The organism is Nocardiopsis sp. TRM 82005 (assembly GCF_056312425.1).
On record NZ_JBWDTQ010000011.1, the window covers coordinates 286771 to 307763 of the forward strand.

The following is a 20993-nucleotide window of genomic DNA, read 5'->3' on the forward strand; positions in this document are numbered from 1 at the left end:
GCGCCGCGGCCCGGTCGTACGAGCCCTGTCAGGCCAGGAACCCTGTCCCGGGGGCGGACGAGACCTTTGACCCGGATAAGGCCGGGTTGAAGTGGCGTCCGCCGCCTCCTTCGCCCAGAGCACCTCGGACGGAAGAGGAAGTGTGACAGGATTTATCACGGGGCTGGCATTCAGCGCATTCGCCATCTTCATCGCTGAAATGGGGGACAAGACCCAGCTTGTGGCGATGTCCCTGGCCACTCGCTACCGGGCCCTCACGGTTCTCCTCGGCATCACCGCCGCCACCGTCGCCGTACACGCCGGGAGCGTCCTGCTGGCCGAGGTCCTCGGCGCCGCGCTGCCCACCGACTGGCTCACTCTCGCCGCCGGTGTCGCGTTCGTGTTCTTCGGTTTGTGGACCCTGCGGGGAGACGAGATGACCGACAAGGACGAGGAGCGTGCCGCCTCCAGGCGGATCCGCTCCGCGTTCGCGACCGTCTTCCTCGTCTTCCTCGTCGCCGAGCTCGGCGACAAGACGATGCTCGCCACCATCACCGTCGGCACCCAGCACCACTGGTTGCCCGTGTGGATCGGTTCCACCGTCGGCATGGTCGCGGCCGACGCCATCGCCATCGCCCTGGGCGCCGTTCTCGGCAAGAAGCTGCCCGAGCGCGCCATCCAGGTCGGTGCCGCCGCCCTGTTCTTCGTCGCGGGCGCGGTCATGCTCGGCCAGGGCGCCTGGATGCTCCTGGCCTGAGCCAGCGGTCGGCGAACGGGCCCCGGCAGGTCACCCGGGCTCGTTGGCCAGCCACGAGTCCACCCCGGACAGCAGCTCCTTGCGCAGCGATTCCGGTGCGCCCGAACCGCGGATCGACATCCGCGCCAGCTCGGCCAGCTCCGGGTCGGAGAAACCGAACACCTCGCGGGCGATGCGGTACTGCTCCACCAGGCGCGGGCCGAACAGCAGGGGGTCGTCGGTCCCCAGGGCGATCGGTACCCCGGCGTCGAAGAGCCTGCGCAGCGGCAGGTGCTCCAGCTCGTCGAAGACCCCCAGGCCCACGTTGGAGGTCGGGCAGATCTCCAGCGTCACCCCCTGGTCGGCGATCCGCTCCACCAGGTACGGGTCCTCCACGGCGCGCACTCCGTGCCCCAGCCGGTCTGCCCGCAGCTCGTCCAGGCACTCGCGTATGCTGCGCGGACCCTGGAGCTCTCCGCCGTGCGGCGCGGACAGCAGTCCGGCCCGGCGCGCGATCCGGAACGCGCCCTCGAACTCCAGGGCGCGACCCCGCCGCTCGTCGTTGTTCAGCCCGAACGACACCACGCCCCTGCCCGCGTACTGGCGGGCCAGCCGGGCCAGGACCTTGGCGTCCAGCGGGTGCCTGGTGCGGTTGGCGGCCACCATCAGGCCGATGGCCACCCCCGTCTCGTGCTCGGCGGCCCGGGCCGCGTCCAGGATCAGCTCCAGGGTCGCGGTGAGCCCGTCGAAGAGCGACGCGTAACCGCTCGGATCAACCTGGATCTCCAGCCAGGCGGACCCCGCGGCGCGTTCGTCCTCGGCCGCCTCGCGCAGCAACCGGTACATGTCCTCGGGCCTGCGCAGCACCGATCGGGCGATGTCGTAGAGGCGCTGGAAGCGAAACCAGCCGCGTTCGTCCGTGGCGCGGAGCTTGGGGGGCCACTCCGTGACAAGTGCCTGGGGGAGGTGGACCCCGTTCTCCCGGGCCATCTCCACCAGGGTGGAGTGGCGCATCGATCCGGTGAAGTGCAGGTGCAGATGGGACTTGGGCAGCCGGTCCAACCGGCGAGCGCTGGTCGGTGTCTCCATGGAGTAAGCCTGCCGTATGAGGAGCACCGGTGGTGCCGAGACACCGGACTTCACCGGTCCGGGCCAGGTCCCGTACACGCGAACGCGCCCCGGAGCCGCGCGGGGCCGGGGCGCGTTCGAAAGGGGGTTCTACCTGGCCTCGGCCAACAGCTTCTGGACGCGGCTCACGCCCTCGGCGAGGTCCTCGTCGCTGAGCGCGTAGGACAGGCGCAGGTAGCCGGGAGTGCCGAACGCCTCACCGGGCACCACGGCGACCTCGGCCTCCTCCAGGATGAGCTCGGCCAGCTCCGTGGAGCTCTGCGGCGTCTTGCCGCGGATCTCCTTGCCCAGCACGCCCTTGACGGACGGGTAGGCGTAGAAGGCGCCCTCCGGCTCGGGGCAGACCACGCCGTCGATCTCGTTGAGCATGCGTACGATCGTCTTGCGGCGGCGGTCGAAGGCCTCGCGCATCTCGGCCACCGCCTCCAGGTCACCGGAGAGCGCGGCCAGTGCGGCGGCCTGTGAGACGTTGGCGACGTTGGAGGTGGCGTGCGACTGCAGGTTGCTCGCGGCCTTGACGATGTCCTTGGGACCGACGATCCACCCCACGCGCCATCCGGTCATGGCGTAGGTCTTGGCCACGCCGTTGACGACGACGGTGCGGTCGGCGATCTCGGGCACCTCCACGGGCAGGGAGGAGAACTCCGCCTCCCCGTACACCAGGTGCTCGTAGATCTCGTCGGTCAGCACCCACAGGCCGTGCTCGTTCGCCCACTGGCCGATCTCGCGGACCTGCTCGCGCGGGTACACGGCGCCGGTCGGGTTGGACGGGGAGACGAAGACCAGGACCTTGGTGCGCTCGCTGCGAGCCGCCTCCAGCTGTTCCACGCTGGCCAGGTAGCCGGTGCTCTCGTCGGTGACGACGTAGACCGGGACGCCGCCCGCGAGCTTGATGGACTCGGGGTAGGTGGTCCAGTACGGGGCGATGACGATGACCTCGTCGCCCGGGTCCAGCATGGCAGCGAAGGCCTCGTAGATGGCCTGCTTGCCGCCGTTGGTCACCAGGATCTGGGCGGGTTCCACCTCGTAGCCGGAGTCGCGCCGGGTCTTCTCGGCGATGGCCTGCTTCAGCTCGGGGAGGCCGCCTGCCGGGGTGTAGCGGTGGAACCGGGGCTGACGGGCGGCTTCGACGGCGGCCTCGACGATGTAGTCGGGCGTCGGGAAGTCGGGCTCTCCCGCACCGAAGCCGATGACGGGACGGCCCTCCGCCTTCATGGCCTTGGCCTTGGCGTCCACGGCGAGGGTGGCGGACTCGGAGATGGCGCTGATACGTGCAGAGATACGAGGTCGGTCAGTCATGGTCCCATGTTGTCATGTGAGTCCCCGTCCGGGACGGGCGGTGAAGGGGATGGAGAACCAGCTCCCCCGTCCTGGAGGACGAACGGTTTGGCCAGGGGGCCGTGAGCGCATAGACTCTCTCGCGTCAGCCGGTCGTGGCCCAGGTGTTATCTGGCGCACGTTGTGCGTAGCGCCTCCGGACCGGCTATGGTGGAAGTGCAGTTTCCGCTAAGGGCAGTGGCTCAATTGGCAGAGCACCGGTCTCCAAAACCGGCGGTTGGGGGTTCGAGTCCCTCCTGCCCTGCAAGTCCGCGCGCGGCGTGGTGGCCTCAAAGGGCACCGCGTCGCGCGAGCACCGGCAGCTACGGGGACAACCAGCAGCCCGCGACCCTAAGGACCCCAGGTGACTCAGACTGACGCCGACGCCAAGCCCGACAGGGAACCCAAGCGTCGTACCGGTCCGGTGACGTTCACCAAGCAGGTCGTCGGCGAGCTGCGCAAGGTCCGCTGGCCCACGCGTCGCGAGCTCGTGACCTACACCATCGTGGTCCTCGTCTTCGTTCTGATCGTCCTGGGTTACGTTTCCCTCCTCGACTGGGGCTTCGGCGAGGCCATCACCTGGCTGTACGGCACGTTCGGTACCCCGCAGGGCGTCTGACACCCTTCGCGTTCGCGCCTCTCGGATTCAGGACGAGGCGCGACCCTCCTCGTCCGCACCTTGGTCCCGGTCCGCCCGGATAGACCGTAAGCTGGCATGACCGGGTCCGATGCATGGCGCTGTTTCGCGTGCGTCGTCCCGCAGAGCGAATCCGACGAGAGAAAGAGCAGCCGTGTCCGAGTCCCCACTGACCTCTGACGACTTCCCCCAAGAGGAGCCGGATCAGTCGTCGGCGGAAGAGACCGGCCTGGCGGGCGAGCTGCCGGAGGACGCGGCCGGCGAGGCCGGCACCGACAGCCCGGAGCTGACCGGTGACGCCGACGAGGCCGGCGAGGCCCAGGAGAGCGCTGGCGAGGCCGACGAGACCCAGGAGAGCACCGGCGGGGAGGCCGAGGAAGCCGAGGAGCTTCCTCGTCTGGACCCCGTCGAGGAGTTCAAGAACGAACTGGTCCTGCTGCCCGGCGACTGGTACGTCGTGCACACCTACGCGGGCTACGAGAAGCGGGTCAAGGCCAACGTCGAGAGCCGTACCCAGTCCCTCAACATGGAGGAGTACATCTTCCAGGTCGAGGTGCCCGAGCACGAGGTCACCGAGGTCAAGAGCGGTAAGCGCCAGCAGGTCACCGAGAAGGTCCTGCCCGGTTACGTGCTCGTCCGCATGGACCTGATCGACGAGTCCTGGTCGGCCATCCGCAACACCCCGGGCGTCACCGGTTTCGTGGGCCTGTCCAACAAGCCCGCGCCGCTGAGCCTGACCGAGGTGGCCAAGCTCCTCGCGCCAGAGCCGGAGGAGGAGCCGGAGCAGGCCCAGCAGGCCAAGGCGTCCGGTGGCGGCGAGGTCCGCGCCGACGTGGCCTACGAGGTCGGCGAGTCCGTCACGGTCATGGAGGGTCCGTTCGCGACCCTGCCCGCGACGGTCAGCGAGATCAACGCCGACACCCAGAAGCTGAAGGTGCTCGTGTCTATCTTCGGCCGGGAGACCCCGGTCGAGCTCTCGTTCAACCAGGTCGCCAAGATCTGAACCCGTCCGACGCCCGTCGCCCGGGTGTGGCCCTGCCAGCACGGGGTTTCCGCCAAGGCACGGCCCTGTGGCCGCCGCGGCCGCCCGGGCGTGCCCTGCGGCCGCGAAGCCCCAGCCAAGGCACACCCCGGGTCATCGCCGCCCGGTCGAGCCCTTGCCAGCGCGAAGCGCATGCCAAGGCACCCAACCGATCGGCATAGACTTGGTGGGTCCGCACCCGCGGCGGACCCATTCGCGTGTCCCGCCTCCGGCGGGCCGCGTCCCGGCCCGTCCGGCCTCGGCGGGCCACCGCCCCGCGCGTGGCCGCGCCTCCTCCGGCAGCGGTGTCCCGGCCCTCGCGGCCGAGCGGCGCCGTCAGGGAGGCTAGGGGCCAGCACACAACGCAGATCAGGCAAAGGACCCGATATGCCTCCGAAGAAGAAGAAACTGGCCGCACTCGTCAAGGTGCAGCTCCCCGCCGGTCAGGCGACCCCGGCACCGCCCGTCGGTACCGCTCTCGGTCCGCACGGCGTCAACATCATGGACTTCTGCAAGCAGTACAACGCTGCTACGGAAGCCCAGCGCGGCAGCGTCATCCCCGTGGAGATCTCCATCTACGAGGACCGCTCCTTCAGCTTCGTCACCAAGACGCCTCCGGCGCCCAAGCTGATCCTGAAGGCCGCCGGTGTGGACAAGGCCGCTGCCGACCCGGGTCGCAGCACGTCCGGTTCCATCACCGCCGAGCAGGTCCGCGAGATCGCGGAGACCAAGATGCCCGACCTCAACACCGAGGACATCGAGGCCGCCACCAAGATCGTCGCCGGCACCGCCCGCTCGATGGGCATCGAGATCAAGTAGCCCCGCACGGTGACACCGGCCCCGAGGGCCGGAGTGGCCGGGGACGCTCGGCGTCCACGAACCGCAGTGGCAGGGCCAGGCGCTGGCCCCGTGACCACAAGTTCCTTAGGAGAACAGCGTGAAGCGCAGCAAGAACCACCGCAAAGCCAGCCAGTTGGTGGACCGTGACAAGACCTACAGCCCCGCCGAGGCTGTGAAGCTTGCTCAGGAGACCTCCACCGCCAAGTTCGACGCGACCGTCGAGGTCGCCCTGCGCCTGGGCGTCGACCCGCGCAAGGCCGACCAGATGGTCCGCGGCACCGTGAACCTGCCGCACGGCACCGGTAAGACGGCTCGGGTCCTGGTCTTCGCGACCGGTGACCGTGCCGAGCAGGCCCTCGCCGCTGGCGCCGACATCATCGGCGACGACGAGATGATCGAGAAGGTCTCGAAGGGCTTCACCGACTTCGACGCCGTCGTCGCCACCCCGGACCTCATGGGCAAGGTCGGTCGCCTCGGCCGCGTCCTGGGTCCGCGCGGTCTGATGCCGAACCCGAAGACCGGCACCGTCACCCCTGACGTCGCCAAGGCCGTGACCGACATCAAGGGCGGCAAGATCGAGTTCCGCGTGGACCGCCACGGGAACCTGCACTTCATCATCGGCAAGGCCTCCTTCGGCGAGCAGCAGCTCGTGGAGAACTACCGGGCCGCGATCGACGAGGTGGGTCGCCTCAAGCCGTCCGCGGCCAAGGGCCGCTACATCAAGAAGGCCGTGGTCACCACGTCCATGGGCCCGAGCATCCCGCTCGAGGTCTAGCCTTCCGCGGCGCGTCCCCTCGACCGCCGTACAGACGGGAACGGTCCCCGAGTCCGCTGGACTCGGGGACCGTTGCGTACGTGTCGGCGGGGGAGTGCCTACAGGTCGGTGATCTCGTCCTCGGAGGGCATCTCGAAGGAGGTCTCGCCCAGGTTGGAGAAGACCATCGAGACGTCGGACACCTCGTCGGAGAAGTCCATGCGCATCGGGAAGCCGTCGTCGTCGATCCAGAGGGAGGCGTCGATGGTCCCCTCCATGCCGTCCATGAGCTCGTCGAAGGCCTGCTTCTGCTCCGCGTTCAGGGCCTCGGCCTCCTCGCTGGTCATCGTGCCCTCGATCAGGGTGGTCTCGACACCGTTGATCTCCTCGGTGCCCGCCTCCTGGATCTGCTCGATCTCGGCGAGGGCCCCGGCGATCTCGGGGAGGTGGTCGGTGTCGAACGTGTCCTCCGGGGCGAGCATCTCGGTGTCCTGCACACCGCGCGCCCACGGGGTGTCGACCTCCTGGAGGCCGTTGTGGTTGGACATGAGGGCCTCGCCCTCGGCCGGGAGGATGACGATGGACGTGCCGAGCTCCTCCGCGGTCAGGTCGGTGCTCTCCCCGCCCAGCTGCGACAGTTCCAGGATCGTCTCGCCCATGAAGGGCATGACCACGGTGACCTGGGTGTTCTGCGGGTCGTCCATGACCTCGTAGGTCATGGTCATGTTCACCTCGCCGACCTCGGGTTCGGACGTGGCGATCTCGATGTCGAGGGTGTAGTTGTCGATGCCCTGGGTGTTGTCGCCGATACCGGCGAGCAGGTCGAGGATGCCGCCGCCGTCCTCGGTTCCCTCGGTCTCTTCGGCGGCCGCGTCGGTGGACTCCTCCTCGGGGGCCTCACCGCCGCAGGCGGTGAGGGACAGGGCCAGAGTGCCCGCGGCGAACAGAGCAGGCATACGAGTCTTCACGAAACTCTGCTTTCTTGGTTTGGGGGATGGGCATATCTGGAAGCGGGATGCCCGATCGCTTATATTGCCACGGAGGACCGATGGTCGGGTCCGGGCCGCGGCGGTCGTTACCGCGACGTTGGACCCCTCGGTACGGTTCCGTGCCCTCGCACGGGTGAGAACGCTCACCTGGTCCGGTCCGCTCGCGTGGGCGGGCACCCTGACATGTGCGGTATGCTGGTTTCTTGCCGAAGACCGCTGGTCGCCACCCGAACGGGTGGTCTAAGGTCCCATCCGCGATGGGCGCCCGCGCAGGTGTCACAAGAGCTTCCCGTTCCGGGCGCGTGTTGAGCGCCCAGTAGAACGCGGTCGTGCCCCGTGCGCCTTGCGCTCGGGGCCTTTTCTCGTGCTGACGCCGATCGCACGGGTCCTTGGGATTCGACCAGCGATCAATGTTGGAAGGAGTCCCATGGCGAGGCCGGACAAGGCAGCCGCGGTCGCCGAGATCACGGAGGAGTTCCGTGACTCGAACGGCGTTGTGCTGACCGAATACCGGGGGCTCACTGTGGCGCAGATGACTGCACTGCGTCGCAGCCTCGGTCAGAACGCGCGTTTTCGCATCGTCAAGAACACGCTGACCAAGATCGCGATCACGGAGGCCGGGCTGGACGAGGAGGTCAAGGACCTGCTCGAGGGCCCGTCCGCGATCGCCTTCGTCCACGGCGACGTGGTCGAGGCCGCCAAGGGTCTGCGTGACTTCTCGAAGGCGAACACGCCCCTGGTGATCAAGGGCGGCGTCATCGACGGCAAGTCGATGAACGCCGAGGACATCACCAAGCTGGCCGATCTGGAGTCCCGCGAGGTTCTTCTCGCGAAGCTGGCCGGTGTGCTCAAGGCCAAGCAGGGCCAGGCCGCCGCCGTCTTCCAGGCGCTGCCCTCCAAGACTGTGCGTCTCGCACAGGCCCTGGCGGACAAGCGCTCCGAGGAAGCCGCCTGAACATTTCCCACCCCGGCGGGTACCGAGGGTGCCCGGCCACTGGCCCGCACGTGAAGCCGACAGGCACGCGTGTCCGTAGAGAAAGAGAGATCGCATCATGGCGAAGCTCAGCAACGACGACCTGATCGCCGCGTTCGAGGAGATGACCCTTCTCGAGCTCTCCGAGTTCGTCAAGCTCTTCGAGGACAAGTTCGACGTCACCGCCGCCGCCCCGACCGCTGTGGCCGCCGCCCCCGCCGCCGGTGGCGGCGAGGCCGCGGTCGAGGAGGAGAAGGACGAGTTCGACGTCGTTCTCGAGGCCGCCGGCGACAAGAAGATCCAGGTCATCAAGGAGGTCCGCGGCCTCACGAGCCTGGGTCTCAAGGAGGCCAAGGACCTGGTCGACAACGCCCCGAAGGCGCTGCTGGAAGGCGTCAACAAGGAGGCCGCTGACAAGGCCAAGGCCGCCCTCGAGGGCGCTGGCGCCACCGTCACCCTCAAGTAGTCCTCCGCGGGCCGTAGAAGCCCGCTGGTCTGCGTAGCGCGGCCGCCCCTCCCCCCGGGGAGGGGCGGCCGCTTTTGTGCTTTCTGAGGGCCTTCCGCCGGGCGTCGCTCGGATATCCTGGTACGCGCCACGGCCGTGTCCGCCACGGCTTGTCCTGCGGCGTGTGCGAAGCTGGGCGGGCTCGGGAGCCCCGGGCGGGGCGTGCGTGTGCGAACTGTCCCCCGAACGCGGTAACCTCCCGTCCCGGGAAACCTGGTGAGGCCCTGAGGAAGTGTTTACCCGACCACGGCGGGGGAATCCTTCGAATGTCCGTTGGCTTCCACCCCCGGGGCCAGGGCAGGCGCACCAGTCCACCGACGGCAGTTCTGGACGACTCGGCGAGCAAGGTTGAGGTGAGAACCACCTGGTTGGGGTTGACGGATCGCCCTCAACGGGCGATCCTGCCGGTGTCGTGAGTGGCGCTGCGAACCGTGAGTGGACAGCGGTGTGGTGTTCGGCTACACTGCTCTTTTGCGCTGCCCTTTGGTGATCCCTATGTCGGTGAACGGCTACCGCCCACTCCATTTCCGGACATACGGTGGCCCGCTCCCGCTCGATGTGACCGTCTCAACCGTGTTGCGGCGGTCCTTCCCGTGACGGATCGTCTGGCGTGCGCGCTTCAACCGCCACAAGCCTTCGGAAGGACCCCTGTTGGCAGCCTCGCGCAACGCCTCCGCTAACGCCCTTGGTCCGCACCGCGTTTCCTTCGCCCGTATCCAGGAGCCACTGGAGGTCCCGAACCTCCTCGCCCTCCAGACCGAGTCGTTCGACTGGCTGCTGGGTAACGAGAAGTGGAAGACCCGGGTTGAGACAGCCCGAAACGCTGGCCGCAAGGACGTTCCGGAGCAGTCCGGTCTCGAAGAGATCTTCGAGGAGATCAGCCCGATCGAGGACTTCTCGGGCACGATGTCCCTGTCGTTCCGCGACCATCGGTTCGAGCCGCCCAAGTACTCCGAGGAGGAGTGCAAGGACAAGGACATGACCTTCTCCGCCCCGATGTTCGTCACGGCGGAGTTCATCAACAACGACACCGGTGAGATCAAGAGCCAGACGGTGTTCATGGGCGACTTCCCGCTCATGACCGTCAAGGGCACCTTCATCATCAACGGCACCGAGCGCGTCGTCGTGTCCCAGCTGGTCCGCTCGCCGGGCGTGTACTTCGACAAGTCCATCGACAAGACCACGGACAAGGACCTCTTCGGCTGCAAGGTCATCCCGTCCCGCGGTGCATGGCTGGAGTTCGAGGTCGACAAGCGCGACTTCGTCGGTGTCCGTATCGACCGCAAGCGCAAGCAGGGCGTCACCGTCCTGCTCAAGGCGCTGGGCTGGACCACGGACCAGATCCTGGAGCGTTTCGGCCAGTACGAGTCCATCCGCAACACGTTGGAGAAGGACCCCACCGCGGGTACCGACGACGCGCTGCTGGACATCTACCGCAAGCTGCGCCCGGGCGAGCCGCCCACGAAGGAGTCGGCCCAGGCGCTGCTGGAGAACCTCTACTTCAACCCCAAGCGCTACGACCTGGCCAAGGTCGGCCGCTACAAGATCAACAAGAAGCTCGGTCTCGACACCGACTACACGCAGGGCACGCTGACCGAAGAGGACATCGTCGCCACGATCGACTACCTCGTCCGTCTGCACGCGGGTGAGGTCGAGAAGGACACCGTCAAGGGTCCCAACCCGATCGAGACCGACGACATCGACCACTTCGGCAACCGCCGTATGCGTACCGTCGGCGAGCTCATCCAGAACCAGGTCCGCCTGGGCCTGGCCCGTATGGAGCGCGTCGTTCGTGAGCGGATGACCACTCAGGACGTCGAGGCGATCACGCCGCAGACCCTGATCAACATCCGTCCCGTCGTGGCCTCCATCAAGGAGTTCTTCGGCACCTCGCAGCTGTCCCAGTTCATGGACCAGACCAACCCGCTCGCGGGTCTGACCCACAAGCGCCGTCTCTCGGCGCTGGGTCCGGGCGGTCTGTCCCGTGAGCGCGCGGGCTTCGAGGTCCGCGACGTGCACCCCTCGCACTACGGCCGTATGTGTCCGATCGAGACGCCTGAGGGCCCCAACATCGGTCTGATCGGCTCACTCGCCGCCTATGGCCGGGTCAACTCCTTCGGTTTCGTGGAGACCCCGTACCGCAAGGTCGTCGACGGTCGCATCACCGACCTGGTCGACTACCTCACCGCGGACGAGGAGGACCGCTTCGTCATCGCGCAGGCCAACACGCCGATGAACGCCGACGGCTCCTTCGCCGAGGCCGGCGTGCTCGTCCGCCGCAAGGGCGGGGAGTTCGAGCAGGTCAGCACCGACGAGGTCGACTACATGGACGTGTCACCGCGCCAGATGGTGTCGGTCGCCACCGCCATGATCCCGTTCCTGGAGCACGACGACGCCAACCGCGCCCTCATGGGCTCCAACATGCAGCGCCAGGCCGTGCCGCTGCTGCGCGCCGAGTCGCCGTTCGTCGGTACCGGCATGGAGTACCGCGCCGCCACCGACGCCGGAGAGGTCATCCTCACCGACAAGGCGGGTGTCGTCGAGGACGTCACCGCCGACTACGTCACCGTCATGGCCGACGACGGCACGCGCAAGACGTACCGCATGGGCAAGTTCCAGCGCTCCAACCAGGGCACCTGCTTCAACCAGCGGCCGATCGTGGCCGAGGGCCAGCGGGTCGAGGAGAACCAGGTCCTCGCGGACGGGCCCTCCACCGACCAGGGCGAGATGTCGCTGGGCAAGAACCTGCTCGTGGCGTACATGTCCTGGGAGGGCCACAACTACGAGGACGCGATCATCCTCTCCCAGCGTCTGGTGCAGGACGACGTCCTCTCCTCGATCCACATCGAGGAGCACGAGGTCGACGCCCGCGACACCAAGCTGGGTCCGGAGGAGATCACCCGGGAGATCCCCAACGTCAGCGAGGAGGTCCTCGCCGACCTGGACGACCGGGGGATCATCCGCATCGGCGCCGAGGTCGTTGACGGCGATGTCCTCGTCGGCAAGGTCACGCCCAAGGGCGAGACCGAGCTGACCCCGGAGGAGCGCCTGCTGCGCGCGATCTTCGGTGAGAAGGCGCGCGAGGTCCGTGACACCTCGCTCAAGGTTCCGCACGGCGAGACCGGCAAGGTCATCGGCGTTCGCGTGTTCAGCCGTGACGAGGGCGACGAGCTCGCCCCGGGCGTCAACGAGATGGTCCGCGTCTACGTGGCCCAGAAGCGCAAGATCACCGACGGTGACAAGCTCGCCGGGCGTCACGGCAACAAGGGCGTCATCTCCAAGATCCTGCCCCAGGAGGACATGCCCTTCCTGGAGGACGGCACGCCGGTCGACATCATTCTCAACCCGCTGGGCGTCCCCGGCCGTATGAACGTCGGCCAGGTCCTGGAAGTCCACCTGGGCTGGCTCGCCAAGAACGGCTGGCTGGTCGAAGGGGTCGAGGAGGAGTGGCAGAAGTCGCTCGAGGCCGTCGGCGCGTCCGAAGTGCCGCCGAACTCCCGTGTGGCCACGCCGGTCTTCGACGGCCTGCGCGGTGACGAGCTCAGCGGCCTGATCCATTCGGTGCGCCCCAACGCGGACGGCAACCGCCTGATCAACACCGACGGCAAGGCGCTCCTGTTCGACGGCCGCACCGGCGAGCCGTTCGCGGAGCCGATCTCCGTCGGCTACAAGTACATCCTCAAGCTCCACCACCTCGTGGACGACAAGATCCACGCGCGCTCCACCGGCCCGTACTCCATGATCACCCAGCAGCCGCTGGGCGGTAAGGCGCAGTTCGGCGGCCAGCGCTTCGGGGAGATGGAGGTGTGGGCGCTGGAGGCCTACGGCGCCGCCTACGCCCTCCAGGAGCTGCTCACCATCAAGTCCGACGACGTGGTGGGCCGAGTCAAGGTCTACGAGGCCATCGTCAAGGGCGAGAACATCCCCGAGCCGGGCATCCCTGAGTCCTTCAAGGTGCTCATCAAGGAGATGCAGTCGCTCTGTCTGAACGTGGAGGTGCTGTCCAGTGACGGTATGTCCATCGAGATGCGGGACAGCGACGAGGACGTCTTCCGCGCCGCGGAAGAACTGGGAATCGACCTGGGTAGGCGCGAGCCGAGCAGTGTCGAAGAGGTCTAACTTCCGCATTCTTCGAGAGCAGGGGACGAATTAAGTGCTCGACGTCAACTTCTTCGACGAGCTGCGCATCGGTCTGGCCACGGCCGACGACATCCGCCAGTGGTCGCACGGCGAGGTCAAGAAGCCCGAAACCATCAACTACCGCACCCTCAAGCCCGAGAAGGACGGCCTCTTCTGCGAGAAGATCTTCGGCCCGACCCGGGACTGGGAGTGCTACTGCGGCAAATACAAGCGCGTCCGGTTCAAGGGCATCATCTGTGAGCGCTGCGGCGTCGAGGTGACCCGCGCCAAGGTGCGCCGTGAGCGGATGGGCCACATCGAGCTGGCCGCTCCCGTCACGCACATCTGGTACTTCAAGGGCGTGCCCTCCCGTCTGGGCTACCTGCTCGACCTGGCGCCGAAGGATCTCGAGAAGATCATCTACTTCGCCGCCTACATGGTCACGTGGGTGGACACCGACGCCCGGGAACGCGACCTCCAGTCCCTGGAGGCGCGGATCTCGGTCGAGAAGCAGCACCTGGAGCAGCGCCGCGACTCCACCGTCGAGGACCGCCACCGCAAGCTGGAGGCCGACCTCGCCGAGCTGGAGGAGCAGGGCGCCAAGGGCGACGCCCGCCGCAAGGTCCGCGAGGGCGCCGAGCGCGAGATGCGCCAGCTGCGCGACCGTGCCCAGCGGGAGATCGACCGCCTCGACGAGGTCTGGAACCGGTTCAAGAACCTCAAGGTCCAGGACCTCGAGGGCGACGAGATGCTCTACCGCGAGATGCGGGACCGCTTCGGTAAGTACTTCCGCGGCGGCATGGGCGCCCAGGCCATCCAGGACCGGCTCGCCAACTTCGAGCTGGACGCGGAGGCCGAGAAGCTCCGTGAGACCATCCGCACCGGCAAGGGCCAGAAGAAGGCCCGCGCCCTGAAGCGGCTCAAGGTCGTCTCGGCGTTCCTCAACACCACCAACAGCCCCATGGGCATGGTGCTGGACTGCATCCCGGTCATTCCGCCGGACCTGCGTCCGATGGTGCAGCTGGACGGTGGCCGCTTCGCGACCTCCGACCTCAACGACCTGTACCGCCGTGTCATCAACCGCAACAACCGCCTCAAGCGGCTGCTCGACCTCGGCGCGCCCGAGATCATCGTCAACAACGAGAAGCGGATGTTGCAGGAGGCCGTCGACGCGCTGTTCGACAACGGCCGCCGCGGCCGCCCGGTCACCGGTCCCGGCAACCGTCCGCTCAAGTCGCTGTCCGACATGCTCAAGGGCAAGCAGGGCCGCTTCCGTCAGAACCTGCTCGGTAAGCGTGTCGACTACTCCGGCCGTTCGGTCATCGTCGTCGGCCCGCAGCTGAAGCTGCACCAGTGCGGTCTGCCCAAGCAGATGGCGCTGGAGCTGTTCAAGCCGTTCGTGATGAAGCGCCTGGTCGACCTGAACCACGCGCAGAACATCAAGAGCGCCAAGCGCATGGTGGAGCGGTCCCGCCCCGTGGTGTGGGACGTCCTCGAAGAGGTCATCACCGAGCACCCGGTGATGCTGAACCGCGCCCCGACGCTGCACCGCCTGGGCATCCAGGCCTTCGAGCCGCAGCTGGTCGAGGGCAAGGCCATCCAGATCCACCCGCTCGTGTGTACGGCGTTCAACGCCGACTTCGACGGTGACCAGATGGCCGTGCACCTGCCGCTGTCCGCCGAGGCCCAGGCCGAGGCGCGGCTGCTGATGCTGGCCACCAACAACATCCTCAAGCCGTCCGACGGCAAGCCCGTGACTATGCCCACCCAGGACATGGTCATCGGTCTGTACTACCTGACGACGGAGAAGGCCGGCGCCAGGGGTGAGGGGCGTGCGTTCCTCTCCCCGGCCGAGGCGCTCATGGCCTACGACCTGGGTGACCTCGACCTACAGGCGAGGATCCACCTGCGGATCGCCGACAGCGCCCCGGCGCCGAAGGACTGGACGCCTCCGGAGGGCTGGCAGCAGGGCGAGGACTACCTCCTGGAGACCACTCTGGGCCGGTACCTGTTCAACGAGACCACCCCGGTCGACTACCCGTACGTCAACTTCCAGGTGGGCAAGAAGCAGATCTCGACCCTGGTCAACGACCTCGCCGAGAACTACCCCAAGGTCCAGGTCGCCACGACCCTGGACGCCCTCAAGGACGCCGGTTACCGCTGGGCCACCCGGTCCGGCCTGACCATCGGCATCGAGGACGTCGTCGCGCCGCCGCGCAAGGGCGAGATCCTGGAGGGGTACGAGCGCAAGGCCGACAAGATCCAGCGCGAGTACGACCGTGGTCTGATCACCGACGACGAGCGCCGTCAGGAGCTCACCGAGGTGTGGACCCAGGCCACCACCGAGGTCGCCCAGAACATGGAGGACAACTTCCCCGCCGACAACCCGGTGTGGATGATGGTCCAGTCGGGCGCCCGTGGTAACCCGATGCAGGTGCGCCAGATCGCGGGTATCCGCGGCCTGGTCTCCAACACCAAGGGTGAGACGATCCCGCGTCCGATCAAGTCCTCCTACCGTGAGGGCCTGTCCGTGCTGGAGTACTTCATCTCCACGCACGGTCAGCGCAAGGGTCTGGCGGACACCGCCCTGCGTACCGCCGACTCGGGTTACCTGACCCGTCGTCTGGTGGACGTGGCGCAGGACGTCATCGTCCGGGAGATCGACTGCGGTACCGACCGCTCCATCTGGCACGAGATCGGTGAGAAGAACGCCGCCGGTGTCGTGGTGCGCAAGCACAACGTCGAGAACACCGGTTTCGGCCGTACCCTCTCCGAGGACGCGCTGGACGCCGACGGCAAGGTCATCCTGCCCGCGCTGAGCGACACCTCCGAGCAGAACATCGACAAGCTGGTCCAGGCCGGGCGCACCCGTGTCCGTATCCGCTCGTCGCTGACCTGTGAGGCCAAGATCGGCGTCTGCACCACCTGCTACGGCCGCTCCATGGCGACCGGTAAGCCGGTGGACGTCGGTGAGGCGATCGGTATCATCGCGGCCCAGTCCATCGGTGAGCCCGGTACCCAGCTGACCATGCGGACCTTCCACATGGGCGGTTCGGCCGGTCAGGACATCACCCACGGTCTGCCCCGTGTCCAGGAGCTCTTCGAGGCCCGCGTCCCCAAGGGTGTGGCCCCGATCTCCGAGATGGAGGGCCGGATCCGGATCGACGACACCGAGAAGAGCCGCAAGATCGTCGTCATTCCCGACGACGGCACGGACGAGATCGCCTACCCGGTTCCGATGCGTGCTCAGCTCCTGGTGACCGACGGCGACCACGTCAAGGTCGGCCAGCAGCTGATCCAGGGTGCGATCAACCCGCACGAGGTCCTGCGCATCCAGGGTCCCCGCGCGGTGCAGCAGCACCTGGTGTCGGAGGTCCAGGAGGTGTACAAGTCGCAGGGTGTGTCCATCCACGACAAGCACATCGAGATCATCGTTCGCCAGATGCTCAAGCGGGTGAACATCCTGGAGTCGGGCGACACCGAACTGCTGCCCGGTGAGATGGTCGAGCGTCCGAAGTTCGAGCGGATCAACCGCCGCGTCGTGTCCGAGGGCGGCCAGCCCGCGGCCGGGCGCCCGGTGCTGCTGGGTATCACCAAGGCCTCGCTGGCCACGGAGTCCTGGCTGTCCGCGGCCTCCTTCCAGGAGACCACCCGGGTGCTCACCGAGAACGCGATCCACGGCAAGAGCGATCCGCTGCTCGGCCTCAAGGAGAACGTCATCATCGGTAAGCTCATCCCGGCCGGTACTGGTATTCCGCAGTACCGCAACGTTCGGGTGGAGCCGACCGAGGAGGCCAAGGCTTCCATGTACTCGGTCTCCGGGTACGAGGAGCCGAGTGAGTACACCTTCGGTCAGGGATCGGGCGAGGCCGTCCCGCTGGAGGAGTACGACTTCGGACCGTACAACCGGTAAGAAGTAGTTTGCTGAGCTGACGGCGGCGGTCCGCCACCCCCTCAGGGGGTGGTACCGCCGCCGTTGCCGCGTAGAGGGTCCGCTGAGGCGGACGGGAGACGGCGCTACTGCGCTGGCGGGAGAGGCACAGGTGACTGATAACGGGGGCGAGCGGCGGGACTCCGGTGCGGGGGACTCGTGGTTCAAGCCGAGTGAGAACCGCTATCGCACACAGTCGGATTACCAGGACCCGCTCGAAGGCGAGGAGACCGGGGACACGGTCTTCCCTGACAGCGGGGGGTACACGGGGCTGAGTTCGTCCCGGCCGGCTCTGGTGGAGCCGTATCCGGAGGCGTTGGGCGGTCCGCCGCCCTCCAACGGCATCTCCTACCCGGGGGCCGGGGAGTCGGCCTACCAGCCGTTGACCAGGATTCCGGGAGAGACCGAGGGCCCGGACCTGCCGAGTGTGGCGGCCAGTGCGCAGGTGCCCCTTCCCGGGGACTCAGCGGAGGGTGACTCACAGGGCCCCTGGTCCGAAGGCCCGCAGACCCAGGAGATCCCCGTTCCGGGAGCCTGGGACGCCCCCGGGGAAGCCGATGCCGCCCAGACGGGCTCCGGGGATTCCAGTGCGGACCCCGGTCAGCCCTGGGACACCGGCGGCACCCCCGGTGCCTGGGAACCCGGTGCGCCCAATGACGGTGCTTCCGGTTCCACGACGGACGGAGGGGGCGCCGCCTGGGATGAGCTGTCCGCCTCCGTGCCCGGCGGCGCTGGCGCAGCCGGATCTGACACGGTCGGTGGCCGGCCCTGGGACGAGGACTCCGTCGGCGGGCGCGGTTTCGACTCCTGGGACGCCCCGTCCCCTTCCGTGTCCGGGGGCACCGGTGCGCTTGGCGCTCCTGTCGGTGGGCAGCCGTGGGACGAGGGTGTGAGCGGTCCTTCCGCCTGGGGCGGGGAGGTTCCGGCCGGTGGTGCCGATGAGCTCGGTTCTTGGTCTCCCGACACCGGTGTGACCCGTGCGACCGATGGGCAGCCGTGGGACGAGGGTGTCCGTGAGGCAGAAGACGCGCGCGGTCCTGAGGCGGGTGGAGACGACACCGCCTGGGGCGCGCCGTCCTCCGGCCCCGAGGCACCGGGCGGCCAGCCCTGGGGCCCCGGTAACGCCCGGGAGCAGGACCTTGGCACCTGGGGCGGCGACACCGTCGGCGGGCGCGGTTTCGACTCCTGGGACGCCCCGTCCCCTTCCGTGTCCGGGGGCACCGGTGCGCTTGGCGCTCCTGTCGGTGGGCAGCCGTGGGACGAGGGTGTGAGCGGTTCTTCCGCCTGGGGCGGGGAGGTTCCGGCCGGTGGTGCCGATGAGCTCGGTCCCTGGTCTCCCGACACCGGTGTGGTCGGCGGGCAGCCGTGGGACGATGCGCGCGCTCCCTCCGCCTGGGGCGTCGACGCTCCCGGCAGTGACGACGCGTTCGGCGCGGACGCCTGGGGCACCAACGCTGGGACGGATCCCTCTTCCGTAAGCGGTACCGCGGATACGCCCGGCGCCGAGAGGCAGCCGTGGGATGAGGGTGTGAGCGGTTCTTCCGCCTGGGGCGGGGAGGTTCCGGCCGGTGGTGCCGATGAGCTCGGTTCCTGGTCTCCCGACACCGGTGTGACCGGTGCGACCGATGGGCAGCCGTGGGGCGGTGACTCCGGTTCCTGGTCTCCTGCCGGCACGGGAGTGTCGGACACGGGCATGTCCGGCGAGCGGTTCCGGGACGCGGACGGCCCTCTCAGGGGTAACGAGGCGCGGGGATCGTCCTGGGACACCGATGAACTGGGCGGTGGCTCCTGGGGGACCGACCGGCCCGCGGAGGGCACCGGCGGTCCGGACTCGTGGACGCCCTCCCGGGAAACCGGCGGCTGGGCCGGCGCGGAGCCCGACCAGCGGTGGAGCGACGGTTACGGCGACGAGCTCTCCCACCCGGGAGCGGGTTCGGGGACCGGCAACACCTGGGCGTTCGACCGTGACGATCCCCGGTTGCCGGACGTGGTCCGGGAGGCCGAGCAGCGGCGCCGAGAGGCCGCCGCCGGTCAGCCGGAGGCCGTCGCGTGGGGGGAGCCCGACACCGGGGAGCTCTCCTCGGCGGTTCCAGCCTCGGACGACCCCCTGGCCGCGATCGCCGACATGCAGACGCGTGCCCGGTCCAGGGACGAGGAGCCGGACGGTGCCACGCGGATGTTCGACGTCCGGGAGGACGCCTGGGGTGACACCGGAGCGTCCGGGGACGACCTGGCCGGGGAGGACGAGGAGCCCGGCTACGACGACGGTCCTGAGTACGACGATCTGGCGGAGCCGGAGTACGACGATCCGGCGGAACCGGAGCACGACGGACGGGAGGAGTCGGAGTACGACGACGGCTTCACGCCGGCGGACTACGGCATGTCCGAGACCACGGTCAGCCGCAGGTGGCGCAGGAGCTCCGTGGCGGAGGACTTCCCCGGCTTCAACGACCCGCCCCTGGGCGGTGACACCGGGGAGTCCTACCCCGGCTACGACAACATCGACTTCCTGGCCGACACCGAGCGGGGAGCGTTCCTGACCCTGTGGCTGGGTGTGGCCTCGCTGATTCCGGGCGTGGGCCTGGTCACGGCCCTCGTGGCACTGTTGGTCACCGGGCCCAAGGCGAAGAAGGCGATTCGGGAGTCCCGCGGAGAGTTGGACGGGCTCGGACTGATCACCACGGGCACGGTCTTCGCCGTGTTCGGCATCCTGGTGACGGTGATCTCCGTCGCCCTCTGGTTGATTCTGTAGCTTCGAGTCCGCCTCCCGGGTGACAATAGTCGTCAGGGAGGCGGCTCGTTCGCCTTTGGCCGCCCCCTGAGGAAAAAACGGGGACGAAAGAACTCCGGGACCGCGTAGACTAGGGGAGACCCACGGCTATGCGGGGACCGGTTCCACGGTTCTCGCCGTGTCGCACATCGTTTTGACCACTCTGATGGCAAGCGGTAGCCTGTGTGATTGTGCCCGTGAGTCGACGGGTCACACGTGCGTGTGCGGCGCCCGGCCCCAGTAATGAGGTCCTACGGCGCGCGGCGCATGCGAACCCCCTCCCATAATCGGCCTGCGGCCGGGTGTGAACGCCTTGTCGCCATGCGTGGGCATGAATGCGACACGCCCGACATCGGGGGCCGGGGGATTCGGGAAGTTCAGCAGGTCAATAGCGATATCGGCTACGAGAACCGGCGTAGGTCACGAGGAAGACGGAGACGCGGTGCCCACCATCCAGCAGCTGGTCCGTAAGGGCCGACAGGACAAGGTCGCAAAGAACAAGACCCCGGCGCTGAAGGGGAGTCCGCAGCGTCGTGGTGTGTGCACGCGTGTCTACACCACTACGCCTAAGAAGCCGAACTCCGCTCTGCGCAAGGTCGCCCGAGTGAAGCTGAGCAGTGGCATCGAGGTCACGGCTTACATCCCCGGCATCGGTCACAACCTCCAGGAGCACAGCATCGTGCTCGTGCGCGGTGGCCGTGTGAAGGACCTGCCGGGTGTCCGTTACCGAATTGTCCGCGGCTCGCTCGACACCCAGGGTGTCCGCAACCGCAAGCAGGCGCGTAGCCGCTACGGCGCCAAGAAGGAGAAGTAAGCATGCCGCGCAAGGGCCCGGCGCCGAAGCGCCAGCTCATCACCGATCCGGTCTACGGCTCGCCGCTCGTCACCGCACTGATCAACAAGGTGCTGCTCGACGGCAAGCGCTCTATCGCCCAGAGCGTCGTCTACGACGCCCTGGAGGGCGCCCGTGAGAAGACCGGCCAGGACCCGCTCGTCGTTCTCAAGCGGGGTCTGGACAACGTTAAGCCCGCGCTCGAGGTCCGCAGCCGCCGTGTTGGTGGCGCGACCTACCAGGTGCCGGTCGAGGTCCGCGCCTCCCGGTCCACCACGCTGGCCCTGCGCTGGCTGGTCTCCTACTCGCGCCGGCGTCGTGAGAAGACCATGACCGAGCGTCTGATGAACGAGCTGGTTGACGCCAGCAACGGTCTCGGCGCGGCCGTCAAGAAGCGTGAGGACACGCACAAGATGGCCGAGTCGAACAAGGCCTTCGCGCACTACCGCTGGTAAGCGGCGG

The 20993-nt window shown here is 68.0% G+C and carries 15 protein-coding genes and 1 tRNA gene; 13 read left to right on the plus strand and 3 right to left on the minus strand.

Features of this window, described 5'->3' with window-relative positions; all coding sequences use genetic code 11:
* Nucleotides 1–142 precede the first annotated feature (142 nt).
* Nucleotides 143–736, plus strand: coding sequence for a TMEM165/GDT1 family protein (locus AC0T5L_RS08970; protein WP_476164926.1), 594 nt, complete (start codon nucleotides 143–145; stop codon nucleotides 734–736).
* A 30-nt stretch (nucleotides 737–766) separates the two neighbouring features.
* Here the strand turns inward: AC0T5L_RS08970 and AC0T5L_RS08975 are convergent, their stop codons facing one another.
* Together AC0T5L_RS08975 and AC0T5L_RS08980 are read right to left on the minus strand one after the other, a co-directional pair.
* Complete coding sequence (locus AC0T5L_RS08975) at nucleotides 767–1804, minus strand: adenosine deaminase (protein WP_476164927.1); 1038 nt, start codon at nucleotides 1802–1804, stop codon at nucleotides 767–769.
* A gap of 129 nt (nucleotides 1805–1933) precedes the next feature.
* Nucleotides 1934–3142, minus strand: coding sequence for a pyridoxal phosphate-dependent aminotransferase (locus tag AC0T5L_RS08980; RefSeq protein WP_476164928.1), 1209 nt, complete (start codon nucleotides 3140–3142; stop codon nucleotides 1934–1936).
* A gap of 210 nt (nucleotides 3143–3352) precedes the next feature.
* On the opposite strand from AC0T5L_RS08980, the gene AC0T5L_RS08985 reads away from it, so the two are divergent.
* The 5 genes from AC0T5L_RS08985 to rplA all read left to right on the plus strand — a co-directional run bounded on the left by AC0T5L_RS08985 (nucleotide 3353) and on the right by rplA (nucleotide 6433).
* A tRNA-Trp gene (locus AC0T5L_RS08985) sits at nucleotides 3353–3425 on the plus strand.
* A 99-nt stretch (nucleotides 3426–3524) separates the two neighbouring features.
* On the plus strand, nucleotides 3525–3779 hold the full coding sequence (gene secE / locus AC0T5L_RS08990) for a preprotein translocase subunit SecE (RefSeq protein ID WP_476164929.1): 255 nt from the start codon (nucleotides 3525–3527) through the stop codon (nucleotides 3777–3779).
* Nucleotides 3780–3951: 172 nt separating this feature from the next.
* On the plus strand, nucleotides 3952–4800 hold the full coding sequence (gene nusG, locus AC0T5L_RS08995) for a transcription termination/antitermination protein NusG (protein WP_476164930.1): 849 nt from the start codon (nucleotides 3952–3954) through the stop codon (nucleotides 4798–4800).
* 405 nt (nucleotides 4801–5205) lie between these two features.
* Nucleotides 5206–5637: a 50S ribosomal protein L11 gene (rplK, locus tag AC0T5L_RS09000; protein WP_476164931.1), complete on the plus strand. Its 432-nt coding sequence runs from the start codon at nucleotides 5206–5208 to the stop codon at nucleotides 5635–5637.
* A 118-nt stretch (nucleotides 5638–5755) separates the two neighbouring features.
* Nucleotides 5756–6433, plus strand: a complete 678-nt coding sequence (rplA, locus tag AC0T5L_RS09005; protein ID WP_476164932.1) for a 50S ribosomal protein L1 — start codon at nucleotides 5756–5758, stop codon at nucleotides 6431–6433.
* 98 nt (nucleotides 6434–6531) lie between these two features.
* Here rplA and AC0T5L_RS09010 read toward each other — a convergent pair whose 3' ends face one another.
* Entirely contained in the window at nucleotides 6532–7380 is an 849-nt protein-coding gene (locus AC0T5L_RS09010) for an SCO4651 family lipoprotein (RefSeq protein WP_476164933.1), read from the minus strand.
* Nucleotides 7381–7828: 448 nt separating this feature from the next.
* Between AC0T5L_RS09010 and rplJ the strand changes: the two genes are divergently transcribed.
* The 7 genes from rplJ to rpsG all read left to right on the plus strand — a co-directional run bounded on the left by rplJ (nucleotide 7829) and on the right by rpsG (nucleotide 20986).
* The gene (gene rplJ / locus AC0T5L_RS09015; protein ID WP_476164934.1) at nucleotides 7829–8356 is read left to right on the plus strand and encodes a 50S ribosomal protein L10; all 528 of its coding nucleotides are present in this window, start codon (nucleotides 7829–7831) and stop codon (nucleotides 8354–8356) included.
* Nucleotides 8357–8453: 97 nt separating this feature from the next.
* The gene (gene rplL / locus AC0T5L_RS09020) at nucleotides 8454–8840 is read left to right on the plus strand and encodes a 50S ribosomal protein L7/L12 (protein WP_476164935.1); all 387 of its coding nucleotides are present in this window, start codon (nucleotides 8454–8456) and stop codon (nucleotides 8838–8840) included.
* Between the two features lie 690 nt (nucleotides 8841–9530).
* Complete coding sequence (rpoB, locus tag AC0T5L_RS09025; protein ID WP_476164936.1) at nucleotides 9531–12998, plus strand: DNA-directed RNA polymerase subunit beta; 3468 nt, start codon at nucleotides 9531–9533, stop codon at nucleotides 12996–12998.
* A gap of 34 nt (nucleotides 12999–13032) precedes the next feature.
* Nucleotides 13033–16911 (plus strand): DNA-directed RNA polymerase subunit beta', encoded by a 3879-nt coding sequence (locus AC0T5L_RS09030; protein ID WP_476164937.1) that lies wholly within the window; start codon nucleotides 13033–13035, stop codon nucleotides 16909–16911.
* A 130-nt stretch (nucleotides 16912–17041) separates the two neighbouring features.
* A complete protein-coding gene (locus tag AC0T5L_RS09035) occupies nucleotides 17042–19681 on the plus strand; it encodes a hypothetical protein (protein ID WP_476164938.1) in 2640 nt (879 codons plus the stop codon).
* Between the two features lie 460 nt (nucleotides 19682–20141).
* Nucleotides 20142–20513: a 30S ribosomal protein S12 gene (gene rpsL, locus AC0T5L_RS09040; protein ID WP_017538026.1), complete on the plus strand. Its 372-nt coding sequence runs from the start codon at nucleotides 20142–20144 to the stop codon at nucleotides 20511–20513.
* A 2-nt stretch (nucleotides 20514–20515) separates the two neighbouring features.
* Complete coding sequence (rpsG, locus tag AC0T5L_RS09045) at nucleotides 20516–20986, plus strand: 30S ribosomal protein S7 (RefSeq protein WP_476164939.1); 471 nt, start codon at nucleotides 20516–20518, stop codon at nucleotides 20984–20986.
* The last annotated feature ends 7 nt before the right edge of the window (nucleotides 20987–20993 follow it).

What these genes read in the sequence shown, in the direction of transcription:
- AC0T5L_RS08975 (WP_476164927.1), bottom strand. Translation starts at nt 1,804, where the DNA reads ATGGAGACACCGACCAGCGCTCGCCGGTTGGACCGGCTGCCCAAGTCC.
- AC0T5L_RS08980 (WP_476164928.1), bottom strand. Translation starts at nt 3,142, where the DNA reads ATGACTGACCGACCTCGTATCTCTGCACGTATCAGCGCCATCTCCGAG.
- rplK (WP_476164931.1), top strand. Translation starts at nt 5,206, where the DNA reads ATGCCTCCGAAGAAGAAGAAACTGGCCGCACTCGTCAAGGTGCAGCTC.
- rplJ (WP_476164934.1), top strand. Translation starts at nt 7,829, where the DNA reads ATGGCGAGGCCGGACAAGGCAGCCGCGGTCGCCGAGATCACGGAGGAG.
- rplL (WP_476164935.1), top strand. Translation starts at nt 8,454, where the DNA reads ATGGCGAAGCTCAGCAACGACGACCTGATCGCCGCGTTCGAGGAGATG.
- rpsG (WP_476164939.1), top strand. Translation starts at nt 20,516, where the DNA reads ATGCCGCGCAAGGGCCCGGCGCCGAAGCGCCAGCTCATCACCGATCCG.